17 protein-coding genes are annotated in these 15,410 nt (G+C 72.4%); 13 read left to right on the top strand and 4 right to left on the bottom strand.

The features are described from left to right. The first annotated feature begins 68 nt into the window (after positions 1-68). Genes hemL through ccsB form a run of 6 tightly spaced genes read left to right on the top strand, consistent with a single transcriptional unit; the run spans position 69 to position 6,132 of the window. Complete coding sequence (gene hemL / locus ACTMSW_RS17905; protein WP_441181739.1) at positions 69-1,406, top strand: glutamate-1-semialdehyde 2,1-aminomutase; 1,338 nt, start codon at positions 69-71, stop codon at positions 1,404-1,406. 6 nt (positions 1,407-1,412) lie between these two features. Continuing rightward, complete coding sequence (locus tag ACTMSW_RS17900) at positions 1,413-2,060, top strand: histidine phosphatase family protein (RefSeq protein WP_441181738.1); 648 nt, start codon at positions 1,413-1,415, stop codon at positions 2,058-2,060. Between the two features lies 1 nt (position 2,061). Continuing rightward, a complete protein-coding gene (locus ACTMSW_RS17895; protein WP_441181737.1) occupies positions 2,062-2,634 on the top strand; it encodes a TlpA family protein disulfide reductase in 573 nt (190 codons plus the stop codon). Then, complete coding sequence (locus ACTMSW_RS17890; RefSeq protein WP_441181736.1) at positions 2,634-3,500, top strand: cytochrome c biogenesis CcdA family protein; 867 nt, start codon at positions 2,634-2,636, stop codon at positions 3,498-3,500. Before ACTMSW_RS17895 ends, ACTMSW_RS17890 begins: the two co-directional genes overlap by 1 nt. After that, positions 3,500-5,155, top strand: coding sequence for a cytochrome c biogenesis protein ResB (resB, locus tag ACTMSW_RS17885; protein ID WP_441181735.1), 1,656 nt, complete (start codon positions 3,500-3,502; stop codon positions 5,153-5,155). The genes ACTMSW_RS17890 and resB overlap by 1 nt, the downstream gene beginning before the upstream one ends. Next, complete coding sequence (gene ccsB / locus ACTMSW_RS17880) at positions 5,155-6,132, top strand: c-type cytochrome biogenesis protein CcsB (protein WP_441181734.1); 978 nt, start codon at positions 5,155-5,157, stop codon at positions 6,130-6,132. Before resB ends, ccsB begins: the two co-directional genes overlap by 1 nt. Before the next feature lie 33 nt (positions 6,133-6,165). Here ccsB and ACTMSW_RS17875 read toward each other — a convergent pair whose 3' ends face one another. Next, positions 6,166-6,642, bottom strand: a complete 477-nt coding sequence (locus tag ACTMSW_RS17875) for a MarR family winged helix-turn-helix transcriptional regulator (protein ID WP_441181733.1) — start codon at positions 6,640-6,642, stop codon at positions 6,166-6,168. A gap of 84 nt (positions 6,643-6,726) precedes the next feature. Here ACTMSW_RS17875 and ACTMSW_RS17870 point away from each other — a divergent pair, with 84 nt between their 5' ends. From ACTMSW_RS17870 to mqnP, 3 genes are all read left to right on the top strand, one after another. Continuing rightward, positions 6,727-7,281 carry a carboxymuconolactone decarboxylase family protein gene (locus ACTMSW_RS17870; protein WP_441181732.1) on the top strand — a complete coding sequence of 185 codons (555 nt, stop codon included), beginning with the start codon at positions 6,727-6,729 and terminating at the stop codon, positions 7,279-7,281. 158 nt (positions 7,282-7,439) lie between these two features. Further along, the gene (locus ACTMSW_RS17865; RefSeq protein ID WP_441181731.1) at positions 7,440-8,900 is read left to right on the top strand and encodes a menaquinone biosynthesis decarboxylase; all 1,461 of its coding nucleotides are present in this window, start codon (positions 7,440-7,442) and stop codon (positions 8,898-8,900) included. Next, positions 8,900-9,811 carry a menaquinone biosynthesis prenyltransferase MqnP gene (gene mqnP, locus ACTMSW_RS17860; RefSeq protein ID WP_441181730.1) on the top strand — a complete coding sequence of 304 codons (912 nt, stop codon included), beginning with the start codon at positions 8,900-8,902 and terminating at the stop codon, positions 9,809-9,811. The genes ACTMSW_RS17865 and mqnP overlap by 1 nt, the downstream gene beginning before the upstream one ends. On the opposite strand, the gene ACTMSW_RS17855 is transcribed toward mqnP, so the two are convergent. Beyond that, a complete protein-coding gene (locus tag ACTMSW_RS17855) occupies positions 9,795-10,793 on the bottom strand; it encodes a terpene synthase family protein (protein ID WP_441181729.1) in 999 nt (332 codons plus the stop codon). The genes mqnP and ACTMSW_RS17855 overlap by 17 nt on opposite strands. A 176-nt stretch (positions 10,794-10,969) precedes the next feature. On the opposite strand from ACTMSW_RS17855, the gene ACTMSW_RS17850 reads away from it, so the two are divergent. Beyond that, on the top strand, positions 10,970-11,632 hold the full coding sequence (locus ACTMSW_RS17850; RefSeq protein ID WP_441181728.1) for a UbiX family flavin prenyltransferase: 663 nt from the start codon (positions 10,970-10,972) through the stop codon (positions 11,630-11,632). Between the two features lie 30 nt (positions 11,633-11,662). Here ACTMSW_RS17850 and ACTMSW_RS17845 read toward each other — a convergent pair whose 3' ends face one another. Beyond that, on the bottom strand, positions 11,663-11,929 hold the full coding sequence (locus ACTMSW_RS17845) for a BldC family transcriptional regulator (protein WP_357034504.1): 267 nt from the start codon (positions 11,927-11,929) through the stop codon (positions 11,663-11,665). Positions 11,930-12,198: 269 nt separating this feature from the next. On the opposite strand from ACTMSW_RS17845, the gene ACTMSW_RS17840 reads away from it, so the two are divergent. The 3 genes from ACTMSW_RS17840 (at position 12,199) to ACTMSW_RS17830 (ending at position 14,739) form a co-directional block, all read left to right on the top strand. Beyond that, a complete protein-coding gene (locus ACTMSW_RS17840; protein WP_357034501.1) occupies positions 12,199-12,657 on the top strand; it encodes an Lrp/AsnC family transcriptional regulator in 459 nt (152 codons plus the stop codon). Between the two features lie 74 nt (positions 12,658-12,731). Next, complete coding sequence (locus ACTMSW_RS17835) at positions 12,732-13,625, top strand: SDR family oxidoreductase (RefSeq protein ID WP_441181727.1); 894 nt, start codon at positions 12,732-12,734, stop codon at positions 13,623-13,625. Positions 13,626-13,647: 22 nt separating this feature from the next. Further along, entirely contained in the window at positions 13,648-14,739 is a 1,092-nt protein-coding gene (locus ACTMSW_RS17830; RefSeq protein ID WP_441181726.1) for a PLP-dependent cysteine synthase family protein, read from the top strand. Positions 14,740-14,752: 13 nt separating this feature from the next. Here the strand turns inward: ACTMSW_RS17830 and ACTMSW_RS17825 are convergent, their stop codons facing one another. Beyond that, the gene (locus ACTMSW_RS17825) at positions 14,753-15,373 is read right to left on the bottom strand and encodes a putative glycolipid-binding domain-containing protein (RefSeq protein ID WP_441181725.1); all 621 of its coding nucleotides are present in this window, start codon (positions 15,371-15,373) and stop codon (positions 14,753-14,755) included. Positions 15,374-15,410 lie beyond the last annotated feature (37 nt).

Genomic DNA, 15,410 nt, shown 5'->3' with positions numbered 1-15,410 from the left:
GAGACTGGTAACGCCCCACGCGGGGTGGCTGCCGATTGGCCGTCCGACGCTGACACAATGGCGGCATCGTGACCGATATGTTTCCCGCCGGGTCCGGCCGCTACCCCGCCGACGCGCCGGCCTCCGAGGCCCTGTTCGACCGCGCCACGGCCATCGTGCCGGGCGGGGTGAACTCCCCCGTGCGCGCGTTCCGTGCCGTCGGCGGCACGCCGCGCTTCATGGTCCGGGGGGAGGGCCCCTGGATGTACGACGCGGACGGCCGGCGCTACGTCGACCTGGTCTGCTCCTGGGGGCCGCTGATCCTCGGGCACGCCCACCCCGAGGTGGTGGAGGCCGTACGCGAGGCCGCCACGAAGGGCACCAGCTTCGGCACGCCGACGCCCGGTGAGGTGGAGCTGGCCGCCGAGATCGTCGACCGCACCCCGGTGGAGCAGGTCCGGCTGGTCAATTCGGGCACCGAGGCGACGATGTCGGCGATCCGGCTGGCCCGGGGCTTCACCGGCCGCGCCAGGATCGTCAAGTTCTCCGGCTGCTACCACGGGCACTCCGACGCGCTGCTCGCCGCCGCCGGCTCCGGCGTCGCGACCCTCGGTCTGCCCGACTCGCCCGGCGTGACGGGCGCGGCGGCCGGCGACACCATCGTCCTGCCGTACAACGACATCGCCGCCGTGGAGGCCGCCTTCGCCGCCGAGGGGCAGCACATCGCGGCGGTCATCACCGAGGCCGCCGCCGGCAACATGGGCGTGGTCGCGCCCCGCGACGACTTCAACCAGCGGCTCGCCGCGATCGCCCACGCGCACGGCGCGCTGCTCATCGTCGACGAGGTGATGACCGGGTTCCGGGTCTCCCGCGCCGGGTGGCACGGCCTCGACGCCTCCGACGCCGACCTGTGGACGTACGGCAAGGTCATGGGGGGTGGCCTGCCCGCCGCGGCGTTCGGCGGGCGCGCGGAGGTCATGGCGCGGCTGGCTCCCGCCGGCCCGGTCTACCAGGCCGGCACCCTCTCCGGTAACCCGCTGGCCTGCGCCGCCGGCCTGGCCACGCTGCGGCTGGCCGACGACGCGCTCTACCGCAAGCTGGACTCCACGGCCGCCGTCGTGGGCAAGCTCGCCGCGGACGCGCTGGCCGCCGCCGGGGTTCCGCACCGGCTGTCGTACGCGGGCAACATGTTCTCGATCTTCTTCACCGACGCCGACGTGGTCGACTACGACAGCGCCCGCACCCAGCAGGTGCCCGCGTTCAAGGCGTTCTTCCACGCGATGCTCGCCGCCGGCGTCTACCTGCCGCCGAGCGCGTTCGAGTCGTGGTTCGTGTCGGCGGCGATCGACGACGCCGCTCTGGAGCAGATCGCCGGGGCGCTGCCGTCGGCGGCGAACGCGGCGGCAGCAGCGGGTCACGGGGGGTAGACAACGGTGAGCAAGACGGTGGTCCACGTGCTGCGGCACGGCGAGGTGTACAACCCCGACCAGATCCTCTACGGCCGGCTGCCCGGTTTCCGCCTCTCCGAGCTGGGCGTGCAGATGGCCAAGGCCGCCGCGCAGGGGCTGGCCGAGCGGGAGGTCGTGCACGTGGTGGCCAGCCCGCTGGAGCGCGCCCAGCAGACCGCCGAACCGATCGCGGCCCAGTTCGGGCTGCCGGTCGGGGTGGACGAGCGGCTCATCGAGAGCGCCAACTGGTTCGAGGGCAAGAAGGTCTCCCCCGGGGACGGGTCGTTCCGCGACCCGCGCAACTGGTGGGTGCTGCGCGACCCGGTGACCCCGTCCTGGGGCGAGGCGTACCGCGTGATCGCGGAGCGGATGTTCGCCGCCCTGCACGCCGCGCGGGTGGCCGCCGAGGGGCGCGAGGCGGTGCTGGTCTCGCACCAGCTGCCGATCTGGACCCTGCGCCGGTACGTCGAGCGCAAGCGGCTCTGGCACGACCCGCGCCGGCGGCAGTGCGGCCTGGCCAGTCTCACCTCGTTCCACTTCGACGGCGCCAAGGTGGTCGGGATCGGTTACTCCGAGCCGGCTGCGCACCTGATCGCGATGTCGCCGACCGCCCGGACGGCCAAGGGAGCCTGACATGAACGCCCGGAGGTGGACCGCCGGTCTGCTCACCGCCGTCGCGGCGGTGTCGCTGACCGCCTGCTCCTCGAAGAGCGCGGAGGAGACCTGCGCCACCCGGGACGGCATCGTCGAGTGCGCCCCCGACCAGCGGTCCGCGGCCCCGAAGCTCGCCGGTGAGCTGCTCACCGGCGGCAGCTACGACGTGGCGCGGGACCGGGGCCGGGTCGTCGTGGTCAACTTCTGGGGCTCCTGGTGCAACCCGTGCCGGGCCGAGGCGGACGACCTGGAGAACACGTACCAGGCCACCAGGGACTCCGGTGTGGCCTTCCTGGGCATCAACGTGCAGGACCAGCGGGACAAGGCGAAGGCGTTCGACCGGGGCCGGGTCACCTACCCGAGCCTCTTCGACCCGCCGAGCAAGCTGGCGCTGGCTCTGGACATCCCGCCGAACACCATTCCGGCGACCGTGATCCTCGACCGGGAGGGCCGGATCGCCGCGGTGATCCGGGCCGCGGTCACCCAGGAGGGCCTCCAGCCCATCGTCGAGCGGATCGCCGCGGAGTCGTCCGCGCCGACCGGCCAACGCTGATGGGCGAGACCTTCGGCACCCTCGCCCAGTCCGGCCCGTTGCTGCTGGCCATCGGCGCGGCGGCGCTGGCCGGCCTGGTCAGCTTCCTGTCCCCGTGCGTCCTGCCGCTGATGCCGGGCTACCTGTCCTACGTCACCGGCCTGGCCGGCGCCGACCTCGAAGGCCGCAGTGAAAGGAAGGGCCCCCCGTTAACGCCTCCGGTAGAGGAAGGGCCCCTTCTTAACACCGGGGGTGGCGGCGCGGACGTGGCGGTGCGGGAGCGTACGACCCGCGCCGAGGCCGCCGCCGTCAAGGGGCGGGTGCTCGCCGGGACGCTGCTGTTCATCGCCGGCTTCACCGTCGTCTTCACCGCCACCGCCATCCTTTTCTCCAGCGTCGGCCGGGTCTTCGTCCAGCACGAGCGGACGGTGGAGATCGTCGTCGGGGCGCTGATCGTCGTGCTGGGTCTGAGCTACCTCGGGGTGGTCCCCGGCATGCAACGCGAGTTCCGGATCCACCGGCTGCCGGCGGCCGGCCTGCTCGGCGCCCCGGTTCTCGGCGCGGTGTTCGCGCTCAGCTGGGTGCCCTGCGTCGGGCCGACCCTCGGTGCGGTGCTCGGCCTGGCCGCCACCAGCGGTCAGACCGACCGGGCCGTGGTGCTCGCCGTGGCGTACTGCCTCGGGCTGGGGATACCGTTCGTCGTCTTCGGGCTGGGCTTCCAGCGCCTGCTCGGGGTCTTCCGCGCCGTCCGGCGCAACAGCCGGTGGGTGACCCGGGTCGGCGGCGCCCTGCTGATCCTGATCGGCCTCGCGCTGGTCACCGGCGGCTGGACCAACATCGTGATCTGGTTGCAGACCACCGTCGGGGTGGGTGAGGTGAGCATCTGATGACCGTCGTGGACGAGCGGCCGGCGACACCGGCCGAGGCGCCCCGGCGTCGCCCCAACCGGCTGCTGGCCCTGCTGCGCAACTCGTGGCGGCAGCTCACCAGCATGCGTACGGCGCTGGTGCTGCTCTTCCTGCTCGCGGTCGCCGCGATCCCCGGCTCGGTGCTGCCCCAGCGCGGCGTCAACCCGGAGGACGTGCGGGACTACTTCGTCGCGCACCCCGACCTGGCCCCCGTGCTGGACCGGATCGGCGCCTTCGAGGCGTTCGGCTCGGTGTGGTTCTCCGCGATCTACGTGCTGCTGTTCACCTCGCTGATCGGCTGCATCACCCCCCGGCTGCGGGACCACGTCCGCGCGCTGTGGTCGAAGCCGCCGGTCGCGCCGAAGCGGCTGGACCGGCTGCCGCAGCACGCCGTCTTCGCCGCCCCGGCCGGCGGCGCGGGCGCGATCGCCGAGGCGCTGCGCCGGCGGCGCTGGCGGGTGGTCGTCCGCGGCGACGAGGTCTCCGCCGAGAAGGGCTACCTGAAGGAGACCGGCAACCTGCTCTTCCACTCCTCGCTGGTGGTGGTGCTGGTCGGTGTCGCGCTCGGCTCCTGGTACGGGTGGAGCGGCAACAAGCTGCTGGTCGCCGGGCCGGACAACGGGTTCTGCAACACCACCCAGCAGTACGCCGAGACGAAGTTCGGGCCCCGCGTCGACGACGTCGACCTGCCGCCGTTCTGCATCCGGCTGGACGACTTCGAGGCACGGTTCCTGGAGTCCAACGGCCAGCCGGAGTCCTTCAACGCCACCGTGACGGTCGACGAGGAGGGCGCGGCGAGCCGGCAGGCCGATTTCTCGGTCAACTCCCCGCTGCGCCTGGACGGTGCGAACGTCTACCTGCTCGGCCACGGGTACGCCCCGGTGATCCGGTACACCGACCGGTTCGGCCAGAGCCAGACCAGCACCAAGCCGTTCCTCAGCACCGGCGACGTGGGGTTGACCGGCGAGGGTCTGGCCGACTTCCCGGACGCCAACGTCGACCCGGCCACCGGCAAGCGGGACCCGAACCTCCAGGTGGCCTTCACCGGCCTCTACCTGCCGACTGCTCCGCAGGAGGGCCCGTTCGTCCGGTCGGAGTTCCCGACCGAGCGGAACCCGACGCTGAACCTCGTCGCGTACCGGGGGAACCTCGGTCTGGACGCCGGTATCCCCGGCAGCGTGTACGAGCTGGACCAGCGGCAGGTCCGGGCCGGCAAGGTCAAGGAGGTCGGCGCCAAGCTGCTGAAGAAGGGCGAGGCCTGGACCCTGGACGACGGCACGACGGTCGAGTTCCTCGGCACCGAGCCGTACGTCGTGCTCTCGGTCCGGTACGACCCGGGCGCGACGCTGCTGCTGGTCAGCTCCGGCGCCCTGTTGATCGGCCTGATGGGCTCGCTCTTCGGGCGCCGTCGGCGGGTCTTCTTCCGGGTGGGCGCGGCCGACCCCGCGGGTGGATCTCCGACGAGCGGTAGTAGTTTGGTCGAGGCCGGTGGCCTGCCGCGCACCGACCATCCCGGGTTCGCCGACGAGTTCGCGTCCCTCGTCGCCGCCGTCGGCGGTGCGGGGGAGCGGGACCAGCGGGCCGGTGCCGGTCGCGACGACGACCGGGCCGGAGCGCGAGAAGGAGCCGAGTGATGTCCGCACTCTCCGACCAGTTGGTGACGTTCGCGATCCTGGCGTACCTGATCGCGATGATCAGCCACGCCGTCGAGTACGCGCTCGGCAACGCGCGCGCCCGCACGGTCGCCGCGCCCGCCCGGGAACTGGTCGGCGCCGGTGTCGGCGCCGCCGGCGGGACGACGACGCAGGCTCCCGCCACCGGTACGCCCACCCCCGCCGAGCGCACCGCGGCGCGGGCCCGGCTGGCCGGCCGGATCGCCCTCGGCGCCACCGCCGTGGCCGCCCTGCTGCACCTCGCCGCCCTGGTCACCCGCGGCCTCGCCGCCGACCGGATGCCCTGGGGCAACATGTACGAGTTCGTGCTGACGGTCTCGTTCATCGGGGCGGCCGGCTGGCTGGGCGTGCTGTGGAAGCGGCCGTCGCTGCGCCGCCTCGGGCTGTTCCTCACGCTGGTGATGGTGCTGCTGCTGGCCACCGCCGAGCTGGTGCTCTACACCCCGATCGTGCCGCTGGTGCCGGCGCTCAACTCGTACTGGTTCATCATCCACGTCTCGACGATCGTGTTCAGCTCCGGCATCTTCCTGCTCGGTGTGGTGCCCGCCGTGGCGTACCTGATGCGGGCCGGCTGGGAGCAGGGCCGGCGCAGCTTCCCGTACACCCTCGCGAAGCGGATGCCGGAGGCGGCGGCGCTGGAGCGGCTGACGTTCGTGCTGCACGCCTTCGCCTTCCCGGTCTTCACCTTCGCGGTGATCGCGGGCGCGATCTGGGCCGAAGCGGCGTGGGGCCGGCCGTGGGGCTGGGACCCGAAGGAGACCTGGGCGTTCATCTCCTGGGTCGTGTACGCCGGCTACCTGCACGCCCGGGCCACGCCGAGCGTCAAGCGGAACGTGGCGACGTGGCTCGCCGTGCTCGGCTTCCTCACCGTGCTGATGAACCTGTTCGGCGTGAACATCTTCTTCGAGGGCCTGCACTCGTACGGCGGCCTCGACTGACACGTGGTTCCAGGTTCTGCGGGTGACCGTCGGTCAGCCGCCGAACCAGCCGGGTACGTCGAGGCGGAAGAAGTCGGCGGGGGTGACCGCCCGCAGGTCGTCCTCCAGCGCGGCGACCCGGTCCGCGCCGAGCTCGCCCACCCACCGCTGTCGTAGCTGGTCGAAGATCGCTGCCGAGCGGCGCAGCCCGTCCAGCCCGCGCGGGGTCGGCCGGACCACCTTGCGCCGGGCGTCCCGCGGATCGTCTGCGCGGTCCAGGTAGCCGAGGGCGACCAGCCGGTCCACGGTCTTGCCGGCGGCCTGCTTCGAGACGCCGAGGCGCTGACCCAGCTCGGACGCGGTGGTGCCCTCGGGGCCGACGGCCTGGAGCACGAAGCCGTGCAGGGGTCGCAGATCCGGATGCCCCTGTCGGGCCAGTTCCTCGTGCAGGTCGTCGATGAGCGCACGGAAGCCGGCGAGCAGCAGCAGGGGCAGCAGGAAGCCGGGCCTCCCGGGGTCAGCCGTTGCCACGGACGACAACCTGGTTTACTGTTTCGACAACCACGTTGACGATCGTACGTCATGCCGCCCGCCACACCGGAAAGCAGGCCCGCCATGTCCGCCTTCACCCTGCACACTCGCGAGACCGCCCCCGCCGCCGCCCGGCCGACCCTCGACGCCGTCGCACGGAAATTCGGCGGGCTGCCGGACGCCGTCGGCCTGATGGCCGGCTCCCCGGAGCTGCTCACGGGGTTCCTCGCCGCCAACGCCAGCTTCGAGGCGAGCAGCCTCGACCCGATCCAGCGGGAGGTCGTCGTCCTCACCGTGGCCACCCGCAACCGGTGCCACCTCTGCGTGGCGATGCACACGGCCACCCTGGTCCGGCTGGGCGTCGACGAGACGTCGATCCGAGCGCTACGGGACGGCGGGCCCCTGTCCGACGACCGCCTGGAGGCGCTGCGGCGGTTCACCCTCGCCGTCCTCGACCGCGCCGGTGCCGTGCCCGACGACGAGCTGCGTGCCTTCCTCGACGCCGGTCACGAACCCCGGGCGGCTCTCGACGTGGTGCTCGGCGTCGGCACGTACACCATCTCCACCTTCGCCAACCGACTCACCCGGGCACCCCTCGATCCGCCCTTCGCGCCGTACGCCTGGGAGCCGGCCGCCTGACCTGGATCGGCTGGTGCCCGTCCGGCTCGGCAGGGTGCCGGCAGAGACGGGCGTTAAGAAGGGGCCCTTCCTCTACCGGAGCCGTTAAGAGGGGGCCCTTCCTTACATCACACCCCCGGCTTGGTCGTGGGGCGGGTTGGTGCGGGAGACTGGCAGGCATGGCGGCTCGTGGCTTCCCCTACACCGATCTCAAGGACTTCCTCGCGGCGCTGGAGAAGGCGGGTGAGCTGCGGCGGGTGAGTGTCCCGGTCGACCCCACGCTGGAGATCAGTGAGGTCGTCACCCGGACGGTCCGCCAGGGTGGGCCGGCGCTGCTCTTCGAACACCCCACCCGGGGTGAGATGCCGGTCGCGATCAACCTGTTCGGCACCGAGAAGCGGATGGCGATGGCGCTCGGCGTCGAATCGCTGGACGAGATCGGCGACCGGATCGGCGCGCTGGTCAAGCCGGAGCTGCCGGTCGGCTGGTCCGGCATCCGCGAGGGTCTGGGCAAGGTCATGCAGCTCAAGTCGGTGCCGCCGCGCAAGGTGAAGACCGCCCCCTGCCAGGAGGTGGTCTACCGGGGCGACGACGTCGACCTGAACAAGCTCCCCGGCCTCCAGGTGTGGCCGGGCGACGGCGGGATCTTCCACAACTACGGGCTGACCCACACCAAGCACCCGGAGACCGGCAAGCGCAACCTCGGCCTGTACCGCCTCCAGCAGCACGGCCGCAACACCCTCGGCATGCACTGGCAGATCCACAAGGACTCGACCGCGCACCACGCGGTCGCCGAGCGGCTCGGCCAGCGCCTGCCCGTCGCGGTCGCGATCGGCTGCGACCCGGTGGTGTCGTACGCGGCCAGCGCGCCCCTGCCGGGTGACATCGACGAATACCTGTTCGCCGGCTTCCTGCGCGGCGAGCGGGTCGAGATGGTCGACTGCCTGACGGTGCCGTTGCAGGTGCCGGCGCACGCCCAGATCGTGCTGGAGGGCTACCTGGAGCCGGGCGAGCGGCTGCCCGAGGGCCCGTTCGGCGACCACACCGGCTACTACACCCCGGTGGAGCCGTTCCCGGTGCTGCACATCGAGGCGATGACGATGCAGCGGAACCCGGTCTACCACTCGATCGTCACCTCGAAGCCGCCGCAGGAGGACCACGGCCTCGGCAAGGCCACCGAGCGGATCTTCCAGCCGCTGCTCAAGCTGCTGATCCCGGACATCGTCGACTACGACCTGCCGGCGGCCGGCGTCTTCCACAACTGCGCGATCGTCTCGATCCGCAAGCGCTACCCGAAGCACGCCCAGAAGGTCATGAACGCGATCTGGGGCGCCCACCTGATGTCGCTGACCAAGCTGATCGTGATCGTCGACGAGGACTGCGACGTGCACGACTACGACGAGGTCGCCTTCCGCGCCTTCGGCAACGTCGACTACGCCCGGGACCTGCTGCTCACCGAAGGCCCCGTGGACCACCTGGACCACTCGTCCTACCAGCAGTTCTGGGGCGGCAAGGCGGGCGTCGACGCCACCCGCAAGCTGCCGGCGGAGGGCTACACGCGGGGCTGGCCGGAGGAGATGACCATGAGCCCCGAGGTGGTCTCCCTGGTCGACAAGCGCTGGAAGGAGTACGGGCTCTGATGGCGGTCCTCGACGCTCCGGCCGAGCGACCGGGCCGGGTCAAGTCCTTCCTCAAGCTGGTCGCGATCGAGCACTCCGTCTTCGCGCTGCCCTTCGCGTACCTGTCCGCGCTAACCGCGATGGAGGTCAACGGCGGTCGGGTGCGCTGGCTCGACCTGCTGCTGATCACCGTCGCCATGGTCGGGGCGCGGACGTTCGCGATGGCCGCCAACCGGATCCTGGACCGGCGGATCGACGCGCGGAACCCGCGTACGGCCAACCGGGAACTGGTCACCGGGGCGGTGAGCGTCCGGACGGCCTGGACCGGCGCGGCCGTCGCGCTCGTGGTCTTCCTGGGCGCCGCCGCCCTGCTCAACCCGCTCTGCCTGGTGCTCGCGCCGCTCGCGGTGGTCCCGCTGGTCGTCTACCCGTACGGCAAACGGTTCACGAACTGGCCGCACGCGATCCTCGCGATCGCCCAGGCGGTCGGTCCGGTCGGCGCGTGGCTCGGCGTCACCGGCACCCTCGACGGCTCGTGGCCGGCGTGGTTGCTGGGCGCGGCGGTCGGCCTGTGGATCGGCGGCTTCGACCTGATCTACGCCTGCCAGGACGCGGAGGTGGACCGGCGGATCGGGGTGCGCAGCGTCCCGGCCCGGTACGGGCTGCGCTTCGCACTGCACGCCTCCACCGTGGCGCACGTGGTGACGTTCGCGCTGTTCGTCTGGTTCGGCGCGCTGGTCGGCTTCGGCTGGCCGTGGTGGATCGGGCTGGCCCTCACCGCCGTCGCCTTCGGATACCAGCACGTCGTGGTCAGCCCCACCGACCTGAGCAAGGTCAACCGGGCTTTCTTCACCGCCAACGGGTTCGTCGGCATCGCGCTGTTCGCCTTCGCCCTGCTCGACCTGGTGCTCCGGCTCAACCTGCGGCCCTGACGGTGAGGGCGCTCGCGTAGCGGGCGCTCTCCAGGGTCCAGTCGACGGTGCCGCGGACGGCGTTGGCGACCACGTCGAGATGGTCGGTGACCGCCTCGTCCAGGGCCGGCCCGAACGACGGTACGGCCGCGCGCAGCGCCACGAAGTGGCGCATCGACTCGCGCCAGCGCTCCGCCACGAGGTCGACGGCGACCTCCAGGGGCACCTGTTCCTCGGCGGCGATCGCCAGCACCAGGTTGTGCCCGCCCGAGGTGGCCTGGTCCCGTTCCAGCGAGGCCAGGTCGTTGTACCAGGAGAGCAGGTCGTTGCCGGTGTCGGCGATCCGGGTCAGCAGCGGGTGGTGGTAGACCGGATCGGGCAGCGGACGTCCCGTCACGAACTCCACCAGCGGGTACGACACGTACGCCGCCGACGTGGCCCGCCGCAGTTCCACGTATCCGGCCACGTCGGGGCGGCGACCGGCGGCCTTCCCCGCCGCCTCCCGCCACGTGCCGTCGAGGTGGTGGGCGACCGCGTCGGCGAAGCGGTTCCGCCACCGTGCCGGCATCCGGCGTCGCGGCTCGCGCCAGGCCCGCCTCAGCAGCCGCCGCAGCGGGCCGGGGAGGCCGGCGTGCCGGAGCCGCGGCCCTCCCCGGAGCAGGATCAGCACCTCGGTACGCAGGGTCCGGACCTCGTCCGGCGTGAGCCGGTCCGGCCCGTCGCAGAGGTCGTCGACCAGGAAGAACCAGGTGAACAGGGCGGTGATCACCCGGAGGTCGGCCTCGGTCGCGTCGGGGTACAGCCGGGCCGCGTACCAGGCGAAGCGGGCCCGCTCCAGCCGCCGGTGCCCGGTCGCGCTCAGCGGCAGTTCGAGGCTCGGCAGCAGCTCACCGTCCAGCCACCTCTGCACCCGGTCGGCGTGGGGCGACAGTCGGGACGGGATCGGACACTCGGCATGCAAGGACCGGAGGACCTCGCCGGTGATCACGGATTCCTCCCGCATGGGATGTCTGTCCGAACAATTCGCCTTCGGCAGCATGTCAGGTCCACAGGAGACACGAGTACCCGGTGGACATCGGGGCTACCGGGGAGTAATCGCCTCAGGCGAGCACATACCGGTCGGAGGGCGGCCGGGGGGTGCGCGCGGGTGGGCGGTGGCGACCAGGCAGGCTGGACGACATGCGCGAACCATGGGTGGTCGGTGTCTCCGGGGCCTCCGGCACGCCGTACGCGGCGGCCGTCGTACGGGCGCTCCTCGACGCCGGGGAACCGGTGGACCTGGTCGTGTCCCGGGCTGCCCGGCTCACCGTGCTCGACGAGACCGGCCGCGCGTTCCGGGACGCGCACTGGGTCGAGGACCTCGGCGCGTGGCTGGACCGGGACCTGGCCGGCGCGGACGTGCGCTACTGGCCGGCCGGTGACCTGGCGGCGGGGCCGAGCAGCGGCTCCTACCGGGTTCGCGGCATGGTCGTGGTGCCGGCGAGCACGGCCGCCTGCGCCGGGATCGCGATCGGTCTGTCCAAGGACCTGTTGCAACGCGCCGCCGAGGTCAACCTCAAGGAGCGCCGGCCGGTGGTGGTGGTGCCCCGCGAGACGCCGGTGACCCGCAGCCACCTGGAGCACCTGATCGCGTTGCACGACGCGGGCGCGGTGGTGCTGCCGGCCAGTCCGGGCTTCTACGGCGCGGGGGCGACGGCCACCGCCGCACAGCTCGTGGACTTCGTCGCCGGAAAGGTGCTCGACGCCCTCGGCGTACCGCACACGCTCTTCACGCGATGGGCTGGTGAACTCGGCGTGGCCCGCGGCCGGAGCGGGTCGGAAGGAAACGCGGACCGGACCTGACGCCCGGTCCGCGCGCCGATCAGCACCTTCTCAGTACATGCCGGCGTTGGCCGGACCCGGCCCGGTCGAGGCGGCGGGGCCGGCGTTGCGCGGCTTGCCCATGTCCTCCGCCTCGTCCAGCATGCCCTCCCCCTCAAGCAGGGCCCGCACCTCGGATTCCCGAAACCGGCGATGCCCGCCTGGAGTCCGGATGCTGCCTATCCGGCCCGCCGCTGCCCACCTCGTCACAGTTTTCGGGTCAACCCGAAACAGCGCGGCGACCTCACCCGGTGTCAGCAGGCGATCTCCAGTGTCCACAGCCCCCTCCTCGCGTCGACGAAGCCCCCGGCTGAACACACTGCCCCCGGCCGGTGCGAGCCCAGAGCCGTCATGAGGGACGTATGGCAATTACAGCACCAGCGACCTGGCCTGTCCGCCAAACGCGAAAAACGCACTGAGTGGGAAGTTAGTAAATGGTACCGGTGGGACGCTCCCTTGACTGGGCGTAAGTGAACTGTGACCTTCTGTGATGTTCAACGGATGCCGGACGCCCGGCGTTACGCCCGGGCGACTAGTGTCTACAGTCCGTGGACGCGATCGACCTGAGCCTCGTTGAGCTGCTGCGCGGCAACGCCCGCCTCTCCTATGCCGAACTCGCCCGGCAGGTGGGCCTCTCCGCGCCCGCCGTGCACGAACGCGTCGGCAAGCTGGAGTCCAGCGGTGTCATCCGGGCCTACCGGGCGGAGGTCGAGCCGGAGACCATCGGCCTCGGCGTCACCGCCCTGATCGGCATCGTCGAGGACTCCGGCGCGGACACCGACGACGTCCTGGAGGGGTTCCGGGCGATACCGGAGATCGAGTCCTGCTACTTCATGGCCGGCGTCGAGTCGTTCCTGCTCAAGGCCCGCGTCGGCACCATCGCGGAGCTGGAGCAGCTGATCATGCGGCTCAACCGGACCCCGGGCGTCGCCTCCACCCGCACCAGCATCGCCCTCTCGACCAAGTGGGAGAACCGCCCCCAACCCGTCGGGTCCCCGCCCGCCTGAGCAGTCCGGCGGACGGTGCGGGGCCGTCGGGCCGGGTCTGGTGGACGGGCGTACCCCGGCGGTAGCGTGCGCCGATGACCACCGCGGCGGCCACGCCGACCCCCGGACCAGCGCCCGAACCGCAACCCGGACCGGCTCCCCGACCCCCGACCGGCGGGGGTGCGGCGGTCGTCACCGGAGCCGCCGGCGGGCTCGGCCGCGCCATCGCGGCGGCACTGCACGCCGACGGGTGGACGGTGCTCCTCACCGACCTCGACGGCGACGCCGTGGCCGCCACCGCGGCACCGCTCGGCGGGTGGTCCCGTGCCCTGGACGTACGCGACGAGGCCGCCTGCGCCGAGACCGCCGCCGAGGCGGCCGGCCGGGGCGGCCTCGGCCTCTGGGTGAACAACGCCGGCATCCTCGTGACCGGCCCGTCCTGGGAGCAGGACGCCGCCACCCGGGCCCGGGTGATCGAGGTCAACGCCCTCGGCGCGATGAACGGCACCGTGGCGGCGCTGGCCGTGATGCGGGCGCAGGGCCACGGGCACGTGCTCAGCGTCGTCTCGCTGGCCGGTCTGGTGGCCGCACCCGGGGAGACCGTGTACGCGGCCAGCAAGCACGCCCTCGTCGCGTTCAGCATCGGCACGCTGGCCGACCTGCGGTTGGCCGGGCACCGGGGCGTACACGTGTCCTGCCTGTGCCCGGACGGGATCTGGACGCCGATGCTGCACGACCGCCTCGACGACCCCGGGGCCGCGGCGTCCTTCACCGGGACGCTGCTCGACCCGGAGCGGGTGGCCCGCCGGGCCGCCCGACTCGCCCGCCGGCCGCGCCCGGTGGTCAGCATGCCCCGCTGGCGCGGCGCCCAGGTCCGGCTGTTCGACGCGCTGCCTCGGGTGGCGCTGCGGCTCGCCCCGCTGATCCTCGCCGCCGGTCGCGCCGGGCAGCGTCGCCAGCGTCGTCGTACCGGTGCCGACCAGGGCTGAGCCTGCTTGCTAGGTTTCCGGCGTGACGCATCTCGACCGGTGTGACGAGGCCAGCCGGCGGTGGGTGACTGAGGCGATCGCCACCGTCGAGGCGGACGCCAACCGGTCCGCCGACACCCACCTGCTGCCCTTCCCGCTGCCCCGGGAGTGGGGGATCGATCTCTACCTCAAGGACGAGTCGGTGCACCTCACCGGGTCGCTCAAGCACCGACTGGCGCGTTCGCTCTTCCTGTACGGGCTCTGCAACGGCTGGATCGGCCCGGCGACCACGATCGTGGAGGCGTCCTCCGGGTCCACCGCCGTCTCCGAGGCGTACTTCGCCCGCATGCTGGGGTTGCCCTTCATCGCGGTGATGCCGGCGTCGACCTCGCCCGAGAAGATCGCCCAGATCGAGTTCCAGGGCGGCCGCTGTCACCTGGTGGACGACCCGGCGAAGGTGATCGTCGAGGCGCGCTGGCTGGCCGAGGACACCGGCGGGCACTACATGGACCAGTTCACGTACGCCGAGCGGGCCACCGACTGGCGGGGCAACAACAACATCGCCGAGTCGATCTACGCGCAGCTGGCCCTGGAGCGGCACCCCGTACCGGCGTGGGTCGTGGTCGGTGCCGGAACCGGCGGCACCAGCGCCACCATCGGCCGGTACGCCCGCTACCGGCGACTGGCCACCAAACTCTGCGTGGTCGACCCCGAGAACTCGGCGTTCTACCCCGCCTGGCTGGCGGCCGACTGGTCGGTCCGCACCGGCCGCGGCTCCCGGATCGAGGGGATCGGCCGGCCCACCGTCGAGCCCTCGTTCCTGCCCTCGGTCGTGGACCGCATGGTGCAGGTGCCCGACGCCGCCTCGCTCGCCGCCATGCGGGCCGGTTCGGGGGTCCTCGGCCGGCGCGTCGGCGGTTCGACCGGCACCAATCTCTGGGGCGCGTTCGGCCTGATCGCCGGGATGCTCGCCGAGGGCCGGACCGGTTCGGTGGTCACGCTGATCTGCGACGCCGGCGACCGGTACGCCGACACCTACTACTCCGACGACTGGGTGGCCGCCCAGGGACTGGACCTGGCACCGCACCTGGCCACCATCGAGCGTTTCCTGACCAGCGGCGCCTGGCCGGCCTGAGACCCCGTCCCGGTCAGGCGCGCTCGGCCAGCCCCGGGTAGCGCCGGACGTAGCCGTCGGCGTCCAGGTGAATGTCCGCGGTGAAGGTGTCGCTCCTGAACCGGATCCGCCCCGGGCCCGCTCCCGAGTAGACCTGCTCCGCCGCGACCACCAGCAGGCTCGGCACCTGCACCCAGGCGACCGCGATGCGGTGTGGCGTGTCGGCCGGTTCGTCGGCCAGCCCGAGACGCCGTACCGGGAGGGTGTTGAACAGCGGTGACCCGCCCAGGTCCACGTCGCGCGCGTCGGCCAGTCGGTCCGGGTCGTCGGTGCCGGGCAGGCCGGCGGGGGGATGACCCGCGGCGGTCAGCGCCGCATCCAGGTCACCCTGCTCGGCGGTGGTCACCCGCCACCGGTCGGCGGTCCGTTCCAGGCGTACGCTCCGCAGCCACCCCGCGCCCTCCACCTCGACCGCCAGCCGGGTGGTCGACCAGCCCGGGTCGGTGGTGAGCTGGTAGCGGCAGGTGTACGGGACCGGGTCGACGGCCACCTGGGTACCCCGCGCCGTCAGACCCTGTCGGTCGTCGACGAGCGCGTGCTCGGCGCCGGCGGTGTCCGTACGCGTCCACAGGAACGACTTCGGCATGGTCGGCATGTACCGGACGTTACGCGACCGGCCCGGGACCGGCACG

This window comes from Micromonospora sp. BQ11, from assembly GCF_052068135.1.
Taxonomy (GTDB): Bacteria; Actinomycetota; Actinomycetes; order Mycobacteriales; family Micromonosporaceae; genus Micromonospora.
This window is presented reverse-complemented; position numbering and strand designations above follow the sequence as displayed.